Source organism: Hirschia litorea (genome assembly GCF_042665075.1).
Classification (GTDB): Bacteria; Pseudomonadota; Alphaproteobacteria; order Caulobacterales; family Hyphomonadaceae; genus Hirschia; species Hirschia litorea.
Map to the genome: position 1 here is coordinate 998,960 of NZ_JBHTBR010000005.1, position 14,887 is coordinate 1,013,846.

Genomic DNA, 14,887 nt, shown 5'->3' on the forward strand with positions numbered 1-14,887 from the left:
CAGTTTACTGGTTTGGGCTTGCCGGTGGTTTCCTATATGTATCCATGCGGTCAATGTCGTATTTTTCAAATTTTTGCTGGAGCGTCCAAAGTGGACGTTCATGAGTGAGCTCCCATTCATATATTTTCTTATAGAGCTCTTTGACTTTTTCAGGATGTGCATCGGCGAGATTGTTCTGCTCTGCGATATCGTTTTCGATATTGTACAATTCAGCAGGACGGTCAGGCATGCGAATAAGTTTCCAGTCGCCATCTCTGACGGCTGCACGTACATCCTTTTTCCAAAATAACGTCTGGTGCGGGCGTGTTTTGTTTTTGCCGGTGATGTAAGGCAGGATGTCGACACCGTCGGTTTTTTCGATGCTAGATGCGTCGCCGCCACCTGCTGCGAAAAATGTTGGTACAAGGTCCATCGTGCTGACAGGGTAGTTGTAAGTGCTACCGGCTTTGATTTTTTGCGGCCAACTCGCCAAGAATGGCATACGGATACCGCCTTCAAGGTGGTTGGATTTCGTGCCGCTTAGGGGGTAGTTATTGGAAGCGTTTTTGTCTGTCGGGCCGCCATTATCATTGGTGAACACAATGAGCGTATTCTCTGAAAGGCCCAAGCTTTCAAGCTTGTCGACAACAGTTCCAACAGCGCGGTCCATTGCGAGTGTCATTGCAGCAACTTTTTGGCGGTGGCCTTCAAGTTGTGGAAATTGTGCAAGGTCTTCTGGCTTTGCGTCCATTGGGGTGTGAACAGCGTTGAACGAAAGCATAAAAAAGAAAGGTTGATCTTGGTTGCGATCAATAAATGCTGCTGCTTCCTCGCCGAGTGTATCAGTGAGGTAACCTTCGTGTTCTTCAAAATGCCCCATATTGCGCTCAAGGCGTTGGTCATGCTGGGCCGGTTTTTTATCATAGGGAAAATAGCTGCGGTCTCCGCCACGGAAGCCATAAAATTCATCAAAACCACGATTTAGAGGGTGGTAACGGTCAGCATCACCCAAGTGCCATTTACCAAAAATTGCTGTTTTATAACCGAGCGATTTTAGGCGATCTGCCATTGTGACTTCAGTTGTTGGCAGTCCCATTTCATCCCCCAATAATTTGGAAGAGGGGCTCATATATCCTGGCACGTTGATTTCTTGGTAGCCAAATTTTTGCTGATAGCGTCCGGTCATCAAGCCTGCGCGTGAAGGTCCGCATGTTGAATCAGTGACGTAACCTTGTGAGAAAACGACGCCTTGCTCTGCGAGTTTATCAAGGTTTGGGGTTTTCATAAGGCTGCTGCCTTGAAAACCAAAATCTGCATAGCCAGCATCATCCGAGAAGAGGAGGACTATATTTGGTTGCTTGCCCGATATGTCTGTCTTCTGGCTTGTGTCTGTTTGTGCGCAGGCTGTTATGGGTAAAAACAAAGCCAGAAGGAAGAGAGGTAGTTTTAATTTCATAGTTCGGGACTTTCGATTGAAATCGTTTTGCCGCTAAATATGAGATAGCGGCCTTACGATTGGCTCAGGTTTAGGTGGGGTCTCCCTGACCTATTTCAGATCTAAGGCGGCGGCTGGCGTCGCTCAGGAGTTTTTCGGTGAGTGCTTCGGCGCGGTCACCATCACGATCAACAATGGCTTGGTAGACATCGCGGTGGAATGGTACGGACGCGCCATTTTCAACAGGGTCTTTATTCGTAATACGAACGCTTACGAGGAGAGCGGAATATATTACGCCTTCAAATCCAGCTAGAAATTCATTATGCGCTGCTTTTAGAACGGCTTTATGAAAAAGAGCATCTGCTATGATGAAGCCTTCCGCATCGCCTTTTTTTGCGTTCATTAGATCGCAAGCTTTTTTGATCTCAGCGATATCATCAACCGTAGCGCGTTCAGCTGCCCAGCGAGATGCTTTGGGTTCGACAGCTAATCGAATTTCCATTAATTGCGCGAGAAATTCTGGACGAGGAGGCGCGGATAGATGCCAAGCAAGCACATCATCATCGAGCAAGGTCCAGCGATTGCGGGGAAGTACACGTGTACCTATCCCTCTGCGAACGTCCAACATGCCTTTTCCGACGAGAATTTTAACCGCTTCACGTACGACGATACGGCTGACTTTGTAGCGTTCAGCAAGAGAGGTTTCATCATCTATAATGCTGTCGGTTTTTAACGTGCCTGCGACTATTCTTCGACCAAGTTCCCTTGCTAACTGCACAGGGAGGCTGGGAGTCATATTCGCTGTTTGCTTCAGATCATAGTAAACGAGTTCGCTCATAGTATAAACCTAAACGTGATATTTGAATAAACTTGCAGTCTACGTGTCATCTCCGGGGCTTGCTAGTCTCAAATTTCAATTAATACGCGTGGTTCAGGGAGACCTTTTCCGGCACCCGAAAAACGCATTGTATGTCCATGTGGTGCGCCATTTTTCACCTCACTCTCAAGGCCAATTGCAGCCGAGGTTACGTACAAATCTGTGAAGGTAATTCCACCAAATGCAGGGCAGGTTGGGCGTGGAATGGAAGTCTCTATTTTTTCGACAAATTCTGCCTGTGGGGATATCCGATAAAGAGCCGACCCATCCCATACTGCGGTCCACATATAACCCTCAGTGTCGATGATAGCACCGTCTATTTCTAGGTTTTGCTTTGAAATATCTAGGAAATTTTCAGGTGAGCCATTCGGCCACCCGTCAATTGGATCGAGTGATATTTTTGATATTTTGCGAATTGCAGAATCTGCAAAATATCCGATTGATCTATCCTTATCGAAGCAAATTCCATTGGGGATTGTTATGCCGTCTGTTACTTTGCGAAGCTCACCTTTATACCAACGATAGATAGCGCCGGCTTGGTGTTCAGCTTCTTTGCTCATTGTGCTAACCCAAAAGCCGCCCCACGGGTCTGCGCGGCCATCATTGCTGCGTTTGTCGGTCAGGTTCGCTTCTATTGGGCAAATAAGTTCCTTGTTTGCTGTTGAAATCTCAAACTTCCAAAGCCCTGATTCTCCAGCAAGTAGGAGATGATTTTCATCAATCCATCCTATTGCTGAGATCATTTCTTCAAAGGTCCAATTTTGTTTGCTTGTGTCACTTTTTTGGTGAAGCGTGTGGCTTGGTAAATCTACCCAGAAAAGCTCTTCACGTGAGGGGTGCCATAGGGGGCTTTCCCCTAGTCCGCACGGGGTATCGTCAATTGTGTCTGGAAGAATTTTTGTGAGCGACGGCGACATAAAGGACTCTGACGTTTAGCGGCGATAATCTGTTGGGCGATATCTCGATAAATCACCTTTTTTGATGGGATAATTTTCATAACGAGATAGTGTTTCTATGTAGGTTGCATCTATAGTAACATCATATGTTTGAAAGTGTAAACTCAGAGAATGCGGTTGAGAAAGTAAAAACTAATTGCAGATTTGAATGGAGGTTTGTTGAGATTAACCGCTTATAGTCTTTGTTGGCCGCTGAGGAAGCGCGCAGAAGTGATACTGAAATAAGCTTTGTAGCTTCACCTTTTAGGAGCTAAATGCATGGAGATAAACATTTTGTAATGAAAACGTTTACATAGATTATATCTTCAATATAATAATATCGAATAGGTACCCCGAGAGAGGGTGTCATTCATCGGAGGAAGTCATGTCTAAGTTATTTAAAATGTCATTTTGGCAGCGTTTTGCTGTAGCTGGAGCGCCGTTAGTGTGTGCAACAGCGTTAAGTGCGTGTGTGTCGGCGCACTCCCAAGAGGCTCACAATGTTATGGAGCGCACTGCTGCGCCGGAAGCCTGTGAAGCTGAACAATTGGGCGAGGATGCGCAGGCGACGGGGTATCGGGATACACCGCTCGTTCCTGGAACAAAGTGGCGCGTGCACGATATTGATCGCCCGAAGCCTGAGGTGGTAGGCGCGCGTGCAGTGTCTGCTGCCCCTCCGTCTGATGCAATCATACTGCTTGGTGATGACATGTCTGCTTGGCGCAGTGTTGCTGGTGGTGATGTGGATTGGAGCGTGTCGCAGGGAGTGGCGACTATCCCTGATGATCTGCAGGACGATGGTCAGAAAAAGCCAGATCATAAAAACTCAACTATTCAAACCAAGCAGGAGTTTGGTGATGTGCAATTGCACGTGGAGTGGCGAGCGCCGCCTGAGCGCAAGTCAAATTCTCAATGGCGCGGCAATAGCGGTATAATTTTCATGGGACGTTATGAGGTTCAGGTTTTGGACTCTCATTGCAACGACACTTATGCCGATGGGCAAGCTGCTTCTCTTTATGGTTGGAAGCCGCCATTGGTGAATGCATCGGTGCCGGCTGGGCAATGGCAATCATATGACATCGTATTTGAAGCTCCGCGCTGGAATGATGCTGGCGAGTTGATGAAGAAAGCTCGTGCCACAGTTTTCCATAATGGTGTGCTTGTTCAAAACGCGCAGCCTTTCTTAGGCAAAGCAGCTTGGAGAGCTGTTAGCAATTATGACGAAGTGCATGGGCCTAAAGCGCCTCTCCATATTCAAGACCATGATAGCGCAGTGTCTTTTCGCAATATCTGGATCCGAGAACTCAACCTAAAAGCCAATAATTAGACCAAAAGAGGGAGGTGTCACAATGACGTTTAACTTAGATTACGCACCCCACTTTGGGATGTTTAAAGAGAGTGCTGGAGACAGCTTAGTAGAGCAGTTGCGATTTGCAGCCGATCAAGGGTTTCGTGCATGGGAAGATAATGGCCTAAAAGGGCGGTCTCCAGAGACGCAAAACCAGCTTGCAGCAGAAATGGAAAAGCTAAACATTCGTATGGGTGTGTTTGTTGCGCACTCTATGAAATGGAATGGTCATTTCCTTGCGCCGGGCAATGAGTTGGGGGCGGGTGATCCTGATATTGTTGATAATTTTCTGGCTCAAATTCGTGATTCTGTAGAGCTAGCCAAACGGTTCAATGCAAAGTGGATGACTGTTGTGCCGGGAAATATCGTGCCGTCGCTTCATGAGAGCTATCAGACAGCGAATGTTGTTGATGCTTTGCGTCGTGCTTCCGATATTCTTGAGCCACATGGGCTGACAATGGTGTTGGAACCGCTCAACCATTATGTGAACCATCCCAATTTGTTTTTAAGCACTGTGGCGCAGGGGTATATGATCTGTCGCGCAGTCAATAGTCCCGCCTGCAAGGTATTGTACGATATGTACCACCAACAGATTCAGGAAGGGAATATCATCCAAAATATTGATCTTGCATGGAGCGAGATTGGGTATTTCCAAATCGGTGACACCCCCGGCCGCAAAGAGCCGACAACGGGTGAAATGAATTATCGCGGCATTTTCAAGCACATTCATTCCAAAGGCTTCAAAGGTATTTTGGGAATGGAGCATGGCAATTCAAAACCCGGCAAAGCGGGTGAACAAGCTGTTATTGATGCGTACCGCCAATGCGACGCATTTGACGCTTAATAGTATATTCTGGGAGTTCTGATCTTGAAACCTTTTTTGCATAAGTCAGAGACTGCTCAAGCGGGCGTGACGCAGCGCACTTCATTCATAAGCCCGTTGGGCGTGCGTGGACGTTTGTATGGTAGTGTTGTGGGCGTTTTGGCCATTTTGGCAACGAGCGGCTGTTTTTCGGGTGTGTTTGCATCTGACAATTTGGCTTCAGATCAGGCGACATCTGATGTTGCCAGTGTTGAAGCTAAAATGCAGCCCGTCTCGGCTGTTTCAGGTGAGGCGACGCTTTTTGACACAGAAATTATGCCAATGTTTGAGGCGAGCTGTGTGTCATGTCACGGCCCTAAAAAGCAGGAAGCTGGTTTCAGATTAGATACCTATGAAAACATGATGCGTGCAGGTGATAGTGGGGTTGTTTTTGTAACCCCACATAAGCCAGAAGAAAGCATGCTTATTGATTTGGTGTTGGGTGATGACCCATTCATTGAGCAAATGCCAAGTGAAGGTAAAAAACTAACACCTGAGCAGGTAGACCAATTGCGCAATTGGATTGCCGAGGGCGCAGAAGGTCCGGCACCTAAGGTTTATACGGTTGATTTTGCTACACAAATCGAGCCGATCTTAAAAGAAAATTGTGCGAGTTGTCATGCTGGGAGCAGTCCTGAATCTGGCATGGATATCCTTAAACGCGCTTCACTGTTGAAGGGTGGCGATTCTGGGCATCCATCTATTGTTGCGGGAGACCCTGTTGGAAGCGCACTCATTCAACGCGTGACGAGCGAAGATGCTGCTTTCCGCATGCCGCGTGAAGGGGACCCTCTTTCAGAAGAACAAATTCATCTACTGACAACGTGGATTTCCGAAGGTGCAAACTGGCCAGGCCAGATGGACGCAACCGAATATGAAGTTACGACCGATTTATGGTCTATGCAGCCGATTGAACGTCCGGATGTGCCAGCTATTGAAGGTGCTAGCCCGATTGATGCGTTTTTAATCGAAGCATTAGACGAAAAAGGTCTTTCACCAGTTGGGGCTGCGGAGCCTCAAACGCTCGCGCGCCGCGCATCCCTCGTGCTGACTGGGCTTCCTCCCAAAGCCTCGCGCGTGAGCGAATTTATTGACGCATGGAATAAAGATCCCGACGCAGCATATTCTGCGTATTTGGATGAATTGTTTGCATCGAAACACTTTGGGGAGCGGTGGGCACAGCATTGGATTGATGTTGTTCGTTGGTCAGAATCAAATGGGTCTGAGGCGAATGAGTTCCGCAAGAATGCGTGGCAATATCGTGATTATCTGATCAACGCATTTAACGATGATAAACCTTATGATTTGTTCCTGAAAGAACAAATGGCTGGGGACGTGTTGGGTGTAGATATTGCAACAGGTTTCCTAGTTGCGGGGCCGCATGTGCCTGATCAGACCGTTGGGCAAGAAGCATCTGCTATTCGTCAAGCGCGTTTTGATCGTCTCGATGAAATCGTGCAAACGGTGAGTAGTGGTGTGATGGGGATGACAGTGACATGTGCACGCTGTCACAGCCATAAGTTCGATCCGATTTCCATTAAAGATTACTATGCCATGGCGGCGATCTTTCAGGATATTGAATATGACTCACGTTTGCCAAACTTGCCGGACACGGATCCGCGTATGCAGGCTGAAAAACGCTTGGACGGCCAGATAAATGAAATCCGCGAATTCCTAGCTGATAAAGCGGGAGACTGGCGCGAAGAATGGACTGACCATGTAAAAGTGCACTTTGGGGATGTTGTAAAAACAGACACTGTGCGCGTGCGTTTCCCGGGTGGAAACGAGATGAATGAATTCACATTCGATGAAATTGCATTCTTCGATGACTTTTCGTCATTAGATAATCTTGCAATTACGCATACGCCTAAAGTTACGGAATCTCGTAAACGCGGGAAGAATGGACGTCCGCCTTCAAACCTCGTGAACGGTATTTACACGCGTATGAATGGATGGGGCCACAATAAGGGCGATAGTGATGGAGAACCTTGGCTATTATTTGAATTTGAGGACGACATTTTATTAGAGCGTATGGAATTTAGTCGTAGCCGCTGGGATTATTACGGCACAGATTTCATGCTTAACAAGAATAGTCCTTATGCGCCTGAACCTGTGCCATATTTGATTGAAGTCTTGGATGAAAATGGTGACTGGAAAGAAGTTGCCAATTGGGCACCTGATTCTGAAATTGATGTTGAAAAAGAGCTGCTGAAAAAGGTCAAAGACTTATCTCTGAAAAGAGAAAAAGAAGGGCGTCAAATGATGTTCATGGGGCAGCTTATAGAGCCTGCCGTGACGCATGTTCTCTATCGCGGGAGCCCAGAAACGCCGCGCGAAGAAGTGATGCCGCGTGGGTTTGAAGTTTTGAAAGCTGACTTTGGTTTGGATAGTAATTCTTCTGGGCCGGAACGTAGAATGGCTATGGCGGAATGGCTTGTTGCACCTGAGAACCCGCTGACATCTCGAGTTATGGCGAACCGACTTTGGTCTCTTGTCTTTGGTGAGGGGATTGTAAATTCACCGGGTGACTTTGGTTTTGCAGGCGGTACACCCTCGCATCCAGAGTTGTTGGACTGGTTAGCCTCTGAATTTGTTGAGGACGATTGGTCGATGAAAACCATTTTGCGTAAAATGGTTGAGACGGATGCCTTTAAGCGGTCAAGTAAGCCTGAGCCACACGCCTTTAAAGAGGACGCCAGCAATATCTATCTTTGGAGATTTGCGCCGCGTTGGGCTGAAGGGGAGATTATTCGCGATAGCATGTTGGCTTCGGCGGGTATTCTAAATGACCAATTAGGCGGAGAAAGCTTTAGAATTCTTGCACCTAAGCGTCGGTATGATCAATGGCAAGTGGTGGATAACTGGAGCGAGAAGACATGGCGCCGGACAATCTATCAAGAGCATATCCGTGCGGTAGATGATAATTTGTTCACGGCATTTGATTTACCCGGGCATGGGCAGATGACGCATGATCGTCCACGTTCAACAACGCCGCTTCAAGCATTTAACTTGCTCAATAGTGATTTCACATTGGCAGTGTCTGAAAAGCTAGTGGAACGCGCAAAGCGTGAAGCTGGGGAGGATGTATCTGACCAAGTCGCACGTATGTTTGTGCTGGTATTGGGACGTGAGCCAGATGAGCAAGACATTCAAGAGCTCACGCAATTGGCCAAGTCTGATGACCTTATGCTTGTAGCGCGACTTTTGTATAACCTTAATGAATTCAGATACATACAATAGGAGAATGAAAATGACAAAAGACCCAACTAAAATATCTCCTGTCGGCCGTGGCTTGCTGGACCGCCGTTCATTCCTAAGTCAAACATCAGGTGCATTGGGAAGCCTTGGCCTTGTATCTCTGTTGGCACAAGAGAAGGCTCTTGCTGAAAGTAAGAGTGGATTATCTAGCGATAAGACGCCTATCCGACCCAATATACCGGTTGGAAATCCATATGCGCCGCGTCCACCGCATTTTAAACCCGCGGCGACACAGGTTTTGATTATCTTCTGTGCGGGGGCTGTGAGTCATATAGATACTTTTGATTACAAGCCTGACTTGTTTAAATTTCACGGCACAAAGCCACCGGGGTTGCCAGAAGTGACATTTGAAGGGCCGTCGGGAAATATTCACCGACCATTCTGGGATTTTAGTCCGCGCGGTGAAAGCGGGAAAATGATCTCTGATCTATTGCCGCATTTGGGTGGTTTGGCTGATGATATGTGCTTTTTCCATGGCATGAAGACGTCCTCCAGTGCGCACCCGCCAGCTGAGAATTTCATGAATACAGGCTTCACCTTTAACGGGTTTCCTTCGATAGGGGCGTGGGCAACTTATGCGCTGGGGTCAGACAATAAAGATTTGCCAGCATTTGTTGCCATTAGTGATCCGAGGGGAACGCCGCGTCAGGGTAAAAACAATTGGGGAAATGGTTTCCTTCCGGCGTCTTTCCAAGGCACTGAGATTAGCGGCGCTAATCCGCCACCAAATATTTACACGCCAGAATCTATTGGGGCGGGCAGCAATGATCGCATGATCGCAGAGCTTGCAAGAATGAATGAGCGTCACATGGAAGCTTATCCTGATGATACAGAATTGGCGGCGCGAGTTGCGAGTTATGAGCTTGCGGGACGTATGCAAATGTCTGTGCCGGAAGTGACAAACATTGATAATGAACCTGAATACATCCTTGAAGAATATGGAATTAATAGCCCGAATAAGGTCAAGTCAGCCTATGCTAAAAACTGTTTGCTTGCGCGCCGTTTGATCGAGAAGGGCGTACGTGTCGTGCATTTGTTTAACGGTGCAAGTGCAGACAATGGGATTAACAATTGGGATTCACACAGCGATTTAGAGAGTACGCACGGGATGCAGGCTGAGATTATGGACCAGCCTACAGCGGCCATGATCACAGATATGAAACGTCGCGGATTGCTCGATAATACTCTCGTTGTTTGGTGTACAGAATTTGGTCGTGCGCCTTTCCTTCAAGCGAATGGAACGGGAAGAGATCACAATCCGGGTGCGTTCACGACATTCATGATGGGGGCGGGCGTTAAGAAGGGCTATTCACATGGCAGAAGTGATGAGCTTGGCTTTGAAACAGTTGAGAACATGACAGAAGTCTATGATTTCAACGCGACAATCCTTCATTTGCTCGGTTTAGACCACGAAAGACTAAGTTATTATTATAATGGACTTGAGCGACGATTGACTAATGTGCATGGTCATGTGGTTCGAGATGTTCTGAACACCTAGCCTTGGGGGCTTTAATGTTCATGTCTGCTTCAAGTCGAATGTGCTTAAGTAGATGTAAAAGAAAGGTATTTTTATGATGAAACTTGTATCAATTAAAACCGCGATTATTGCAGCGACTATTGGGCTTTCTGCTGGCGCTATGGGAGCGATGGCTGACGAAACTAGCCTTGATAAAGCGCAGGCAAAAGCTGTTGTAACAGCTCGCCAAGATGCGTTTGAAGAGCTGAAAGACTTAATGGCACCGCTGGGCGGAATGGCGCGTGGTAAAGTCGATATGGATGCAGGTCTTGTTGCTAAAAATGCCGCTCAAATGGCTACTGTATCTGCAAGCTTACATGAGATGTTTGAAGTAGACACATCTGGCTTTGATATTGAGAACCGCTCTGATGCTAAAATTTGGTCTTCCATGGATGACTTTACTGCAAAAATAGATGCTTTGACGCAAGCTTCTGGTGTGCTTGAGGCGGCTGGAGTTGCTGGTGACGCTGGCGGCATCAAGAAAGCTATCGTGGGTGTGGGACAAACTTGTAAGTCTTGTCACACTGAATACAGAACTGAGTAGATAAAACGCGATGCATGACCAAATAGACAAGCAAAAAAGCACAGAAGAAGTAACCAACAAGAAGGGCTCTAAACGGCTCGTTTGGGATTTGCCATTGCGCTTATTCCATTGGTTATTGGTGTTAAGTATTGCAGCCTCTTGGGCGACGGCGAAGGCTGGCGTTGAGTGGACGGAAATACATTTTTTGCTTGGCTATTGGACTGCGGGGCTCTTGGTATTTAGACTTATCTGGGGCTTTGTTGGGCCAAAGCATGCGCGTTTTGCTAGTTTCATCCCATCTGTGAAATCTGTGTTTTTGTACTTGCGCGGATTTTTAAAAGGCCATGGAAAACAAGCTGTTGGTCACAATCCCATGGGTGCCTTGATGGTGTTTGCCATTTTGGCGATTGTCGGTGCGCAGGTGGTGACGGGACTTTTTGCATCCGATGATATTTTGTTCAGTGGTCCGTTTAACAGCCTTGTTGACGGGAAATTATCTGAAACGATAACGCGACTGCATAACTTCAATTTTGATGTGATTTTGTTTCTGATTTTTGCGCACATCTCTGCGGTGCTAATCTATCTATTTAAGAAAAAGCAAAACCTGATCTTACCAATGATTACAGGGCGTAAGTCCAAAGATGTCGTGCCTGATGATGAGGCTATAAAAAGCTCTCGCTTGTTCATTGCGTTGTGTGTGGTTGCTGTCTCAGTTCTGATTGTGTGGGGCGTGTTGAGCCTTGCGCCGCCACCCGTTGATGATTTTTACTAGGAAAGTGGCTGGCTGATATGGTTGTTCGTAATTTTGAAATGTCCAGAAGATCCATGATCGTTATGTCGGCGGGAACTGCAATTGTAAGCACGGTGGGATGCCAGAGTTTGGGTATGAAGCAATCAACACAAGCATCTGCTTTTAATTCAAATTTTGCAGCCTTTCCTGGTTTGTTTGAGCCAATTGTAGGGGCTGATTACATAGCGCAGTTAAATTTTGCCCATGCCAATGGTTTTAGGGTTTGGGAAGATGCTGAATTTGCGCAGCATACAGCGCAGGACCAAGAAAAATACGGGCAGCATATAAACGGCCTAGGCATGAGAATGGGTGTGTTTGTAGGTATCGGTGATGCAACTCAAAACACTTTGACGAGCGGAGAGGGGATTGCATCTTATCTTGCAAAAATATCCCAAGCAGTCGATGTGGCCCAACGTGGCGATGGAGAGTTTATATCTCTTGTTTCGGGTACAAAAACTGGGAATCTGCATCTCAATTACCAAAAAGCATATGCTGTAGATGCTTTGCGCAAAGCATCGGACATTGCTGCGGCGAAAGGAAAAACGCTTCTTATTCAGCCGCTTGCTCGCCAATCTCAAGCTGTTTTTCTAAAGTCCATTCCTGAAGCGTATGAAATTTGTGCCGCTGTTGATCATCCCGCTTGTGCAGTGCTTTTTGATGTGAACCACCAGCAAGCAGCGGGCGGTAATATCATTGCGAATATAGAGCAGGCGAAGGTTCACACAGGATATTATCAAATTGGTGGGCCGTCTTTAGATGGCTCATTGGGGAGTGTTGAGTTGAGCTATGGCAAGATTGTTGAGGCGATGAGGCAGGCTAATCCTGATGCGATTATCGGGCTAAGTCATTTCTCGGGTCAAAATACAAATGCTCCAACTCAACGCTCCAAAGCGTCTGCGATGAAAAGTATTCAAACCTGTATGGAGCTAGATGCTCCTATGTCTGCTTAATCATGCGGGCAGGTCGGTGTGTGGTATCAGCCTGCTTTAGCGATGATGCCTAACTGATCTGACGCTGACGAGGGGCTGCAATACTGCTGCGCACGATCAGGTCCGCAGGTAGAATATGCTCTAAGTCTGAATTGAATTTCCCGTTGATTTTTTTATGCAAGGCCGTCATCGCAGTTGAGCCAATTTGCATTGCGGGTTGAGAAATTGTTGAGAGAGGTGGATCGCAATATTGAGCAAGCTCAATATCGTCAAACCCAGTAACAGACATATCTTCTGGAATGGATAAACCCGATTGTTTAAGGCCGTGAATTAAGCCAAATGCCATTTCATCATTGAAGCATAATACAGCAGTTGGTTTTGTTTTTATTTTAAGCAAATCAAGAGCCGCTTGTGTGCCCGAGCGAGCAGAGAAGTCGCCTTCTATTTTAGTGAGGGATTTAGGGTCGATTTTCTTTTTTTCTAAGGCGGCATATACACCAGAAAGGCGTGATATTGTGAGGGGGCTATCAGCTGGACCCAGCAGTACACTGATTTTTTTATGTCCCATCTCCAAGACTTGATTCGCAATTGTTTCCATCGCTTTGGTATTGTCTATTCTGATTTTTGGGGTCGTCGTGTCGGATATGCATTCACATGCATTGACCCAAAAGTCAGTTAGCGGATCATTGTCTTTGGCAAGATCTAGGAATGGATTACTGGGGCTAAATTGGATGATTCCGTCTGCTTGACGAGACAGCACCATTGAGGCGTATTCGCGCTCTATGCCTTTGTCATTGCGCGTTTCTCCGAGGAGAACGGCGTATTTTAGCCCCTTCGCCTGTCTTTGTATGCCTCTGATAACGTTAGAGAAAAACGTATTTGAAATATCAGGAACCAATACAATTATCCGAGAGGTTCGACGAGTGCGAAAATCACGCGCGAGGACGTTGGGATGGTAATTGAGCTTTTTGATCGCCTTTTGAACAGTTATTCTGGTCTGTTCCGTGACTTTATCAGGTTCATTTATGGTTCTGGAAACCGTGGCCACTGATACGCCTGCTAGAGTGGCTACGTCTTTTATACCCGCCATTTAGGCCCCGTTTCTCAGATTGTTTTTTTGAATAGTGCGTGATCGTATCCAGATAAATTCTCCGGTCAATAATGGGGGAAGTTCAATATTGCCAATAACTTTGTAATCGTTTACAGTGAAGAGAATGTAATAAATAGGATAAGCAGGCTGGCATTCATCACCAAGCTTAGCGCCATATGATTTGGAGGAAAGATTATCAGTACTCATCGTGCTATTCGTATGGGGATGATTGGTGGAGGCCCAGGGGCTTTCATTGGAGAAATTCATCGCCTAGCAGCAAATCTTGATGGCGATGTCCAACTCGTCTGTGGTGTTTTTAGTCGTGATTGGGAGCGTACCCAGACTATGGCGGCTCAATTGGGTATTCCAGCCTCAAGGGCTTACCGCTCACACGAGGAAATGTTTGAGGCAGAAAAGCGTTTGCCAGTTGAAGAGCGGATGCAGTTTGCGTCTATCGTAACGCCCAATTACCAACATTTTGGTGCAGCAAGTGATGCTTTGAAAAATGGCTTTCATGTTGTGTGTGATAAGCCGCCAACTTTATCTTTAGCGGAAGTTGAAACGCTTCAACAATTGGCGGCTCAGTCAGGATTATTATACGCGCTGACATTTACCTATCTTGGGTATCCAATGGTCAATGAAGCGCGTCAACGTGTGGCTTCTGGTGCGATAGGTAAAGTGCGCAAAGTGGTCGTGAATTATCCACAAGGATGGTTGTCACAACCCATTGAAGAGAGTGGAAACAAGCAGGCTTCATGGCGTACAGACCCTGAAAAATCCGGCCCAGCGGGATGTTTAGGGGATATTGGTTCGCACGCTCATTCCCTTGCAGAATATATTAGTGGTCAGCGTGTGACGCATGTATGTGCCGATCTGAATACAGCTGTGGAACATCGTCGTCTTGATGATGATGTGTCTGTGCTTTTAAAATTTGATCAGGGTGCCAATGGCGTTTTGATGGCGAGTCAAATCTCCGCTGGAGAAGAGAATGGAATTACGATTTCCGTTTATGGCGAAAAGGGCGGCTATCGCTGGAGTCATGTGACGCCAAATACACTGATTGAGTTAGATCAGAACGGTCCAGATAAAGTGCTGCGCGCAGGATCTAATAATGCGTATCTTCACCCATCAACATTGAATATGTGCCGGACGCCAGCAGGACATCCAGAAGGATATCTTGAGGCCTTTGCCAATATTTATCAGCGTTTTTCTGAGCTTGTAGATTTGGCGCACACGCAAGTGGATGAAGGGTTTGGCGTAGCCGACGGTGTACGCTCGATGCGGTTTATCGAGACAGTTTTGGCAAGTGCGAAATCAGATCAAAAATGGACCCCGCTCGTTTAGA

At 46.8% G+C, this 14,887-nt stretch carries 12 protein-coding genes; 8 read left to right on the forward strand and 4 right to left on the reverse strand.

The features are described from left to right. Window positions 1-4 precede the first annotated feature (4 nt). The 3 genes from ACFQS8_RS13390 to ACFQS8_RS13400 all read right to left on the reverse strand — a co-directional run bounded on the left by ACFQS8_RS13390 (window position 5) and on the right by ACFQS8_RS13400 (window position 3,208). Window positions 5-1,435: a sulfatase gene (locus tag ACFQS8_RS13390; RefSeq protein ID WP_382168191.1), complete on the reverse strand. Its 1,431-nt coding sequence runs from the start codon at window positions 1,433-1,435 to the stop codon at window positions 5-7. Between the two features lie 70 nt (window positions 1,436-1,505). Then, the gene (locus ACFQS8_RS13395) at window positions 1,506-2,252 is read right to left on the reverse strand and encodes a FadR/GntR family transcriptional regulator (protein ID WP_382168193.1); all 747 of its coding nucleotides are present in this window, start codon (window positions 2,250-2,252) and stop codon (window positions 1,506-1,508) included. A 68-nt stretch (window positions 2,253-2,320) separates the two neighbouring features. Further along, window positions 2,321-3,208, reverse strand: a complete 888-nt coding sequence (locus tag ACFQS8_RS13400; protein ID WP_382168194.1) for an SMP-30/gluconolactonase/LRE family protein — start codon at window positions 3,206-3,208, stop codon at window positions 2,321-2,323. A gap of 403 nt (window positions 3,209-3,611) precedes the next feature. Between ACFQS8_RS13400 and ACFQS8_RS13405 the strand changes: the two genes are divergently transcribed. The 7 genes from ACFQS8_RS13405 to ACFQS8_RS13435 all read left to right on the forward strand — a co-directional run bounded on the left by ACFQS8_RS13405 (window position 3,612) and on the right by ACFQS8_RS13435 (window position 12,473). Then, the gene (locus ACFQS8_RS13405) at window positions 3,612-4,553 is read left to right on the forward strand and encodes a 3-keto-disaccharide hydrolase (protein ID WP_382168196.1); all 942 of its coding nucleotides are present in this window, start codon (window positions 3,612-3,614) and stop codon (window positions 4,551-4,553) included. A gap of 22 nt (window positions 4,554-4,575) precedes the next feature. Then, the gene (locus ACFQS8_RS13410) at window positions 4,576-5,418 is read left to right on the forward strand and encodes a hydroxypyruvate isomerase family protein (RefSeq protein ID WP_382168198.1); all 843 of its coding nucleotides are present in this window, start codon (window positions 4,576-4,578) and stop codon (window positions 5,416-5,418) included. A gap of 24 nt (window positions 5,419-5,442) precedes the next feature. After that, the gene (locus ACFQS8_RS13415; RefSeq protein ID WP_382168200.1) at window positions 5,443-8,676 is read left to right on the forward strand and encodes a PSD1 and planctomycete cytochrome C domain-containing protein; all 3,234 of its coding nucleotides are present in this window, start codon (window positions 5,443-5,445) and stop codon (window positions 8,674-8,676) included. A gap of 10 nt (window positions 8,677-8,686) precedes the next feature. Beyond that, entirely contained in the window at window positions 8,687-10,192 is a 1,506-nt protein-coding gene (locus ACFQS8_RS13420) for a DUF1501 domain-containing protein (protein WP_382168202.1), read from the forward strand. A gap of 73 nt (window positions 10,193-10,265) precedes the next feature. Continuing rightward, window positions 10,266-10,754, forward strand: coding sequence for a c-type cytochrome (locus ACFQS8_RS13425; protein WP_382168203.1), 489 nt, complete (start codon window positions 10,266-10,268; stop codon window positions 10,752-10,754). A gap of 10 nt (window positions 10,755-10,764) precedes the next feature. Then, window positions 10,765-11,505, forward strand: a complete 741-nt coding sequence (locus ACFQS8_RS13430) for a cytochrome b/b6 domain-containing protein (protein ID WP_382168205.1) — start codon at window positions 10,765-10,767, stop codon at window positions 11,503-11,505. Window positions 11,506-11,522: 17 nt separating this feature from the next. Then, complete coding sequence (locus ACFQS8_RS13435; RefSeq protein ID WP_382168207.1) at window positions 11,523-12,473, forward strand: TIM barrel protein; 951 nt, start codon at window positions 11,523-11,525, stop codon at window positions 12,471-12,473. 49 nt (window positions 12,474-12,522) lie between these two features. Here the strand turns inward: ACFQS8_RS13435 and ACFQS8_RS13440 are convergent, their stop codons facing one another. Next, complete coding sequence (locus tag ACFQS8_RS13440; protein ID WP_382168208.1) at window positions 12,523-13,542, reverse strand: LacI family DNA-binding transcriptional regulator; 1,020 nt, start codon at window positions 13,540-13,542, stop codon at window positions 12,523-12,525. Window positions 13,543-13,761: 219 nt separating this feature from the next. Here ACFQS8_RS13440 and ACFQS8_RS13445 point away from each other — a divergent pair, with 219 nt between their 5' ends. Next, window positions 13,762-14,886 (forward strand): Gfo/Idh/MocA family protein, encoded by a 1,125-nt coding sequence (locus ACFQS8_RS13445; protein ID WP_382168210.1) that lies wholly within the window; start codon window positions 13,762-13,764, stop codon window positions 14,884-14,886. Window position 14,887: the final 1 nt, after the last annotated feature.

Coding starts and splice junctions, on each gene's coding strand:
- ACFQS8_RS13390 (WP_382168191.1), bottom strand. CDS start 1,435: ATGAAATTAAAACTACCTCTCTTCCTTCTGGCTTTGTTTTTACCCATA.
- ACFQS8_RS13395 (WP_382168193.1), bottom strand. CDS start 2,252: ATGAGCGAACTCGTTTACTATGATCTGAAGCAAACAGCGAATATGACT.
- ACFQS8_RS13400 (WP_382168194.1), bottom strand. CDS start 3,208: ATGTCGCCGTCGCTCACAAAAATTCTTCCAGACACAATTGACGATACC.
- ACFQS8_RS13405 (WP_382168196.1), top strand. CDS start 3,612: ATGTCTAAGTTATTTAAAATGTCATTTTGGCAGCGTTTTGCTGTAGCT.
- ACFQS8_RS13410 (WP_382168198.1), top strand. CDS start 4,576: ATGACGTTTAACTTAGATTACGCACCCCACTTTGGGATGTTTAAAGAG.
- ACFQS8_RS13420 (WP_382168202.1), top strand. CDS start 8,687: ATGACAAAAGACCCAACTAAAATATCTCCTGTCGGCCGTGGCTTGCTG.
- ACFQS8_RS13425 (WP_382168203.1), top strand. CDS start 10,266: ATGATGAAACTTGTATCAATTAAAACCGCGATTATTGCAGCGACTATT.
- ACFQS8_RS13430 (WP_382168205.1), top strand. CDS start 10,765: ATGCATGACCAAATAGACAAGCAAAAAAGCACAGAAGAAGTAACCAAC.
- ACFQS8_RS13435 (WP_382168207.1), top strand. CDS start 11,523: ATGGTTGTTCGTAATTTTGAAATGTCCAGAAGATCCATGATCGTTATG.
- ACFQS8_RS13440 (WP_382168208.1), bottom strand. CDS start 13,542: ATGGCGGGTATAAAAGACGTAGCCACTCTAGCAGGCGTATCAGTGGCC.
- ACFQS8_RS13445 (WP_382168210.1), top strand. CDS start 13,762: ATGGGGATGATTGGTGGAGGCCCAGGGGCTTTCATTGGAGAAATTCAT.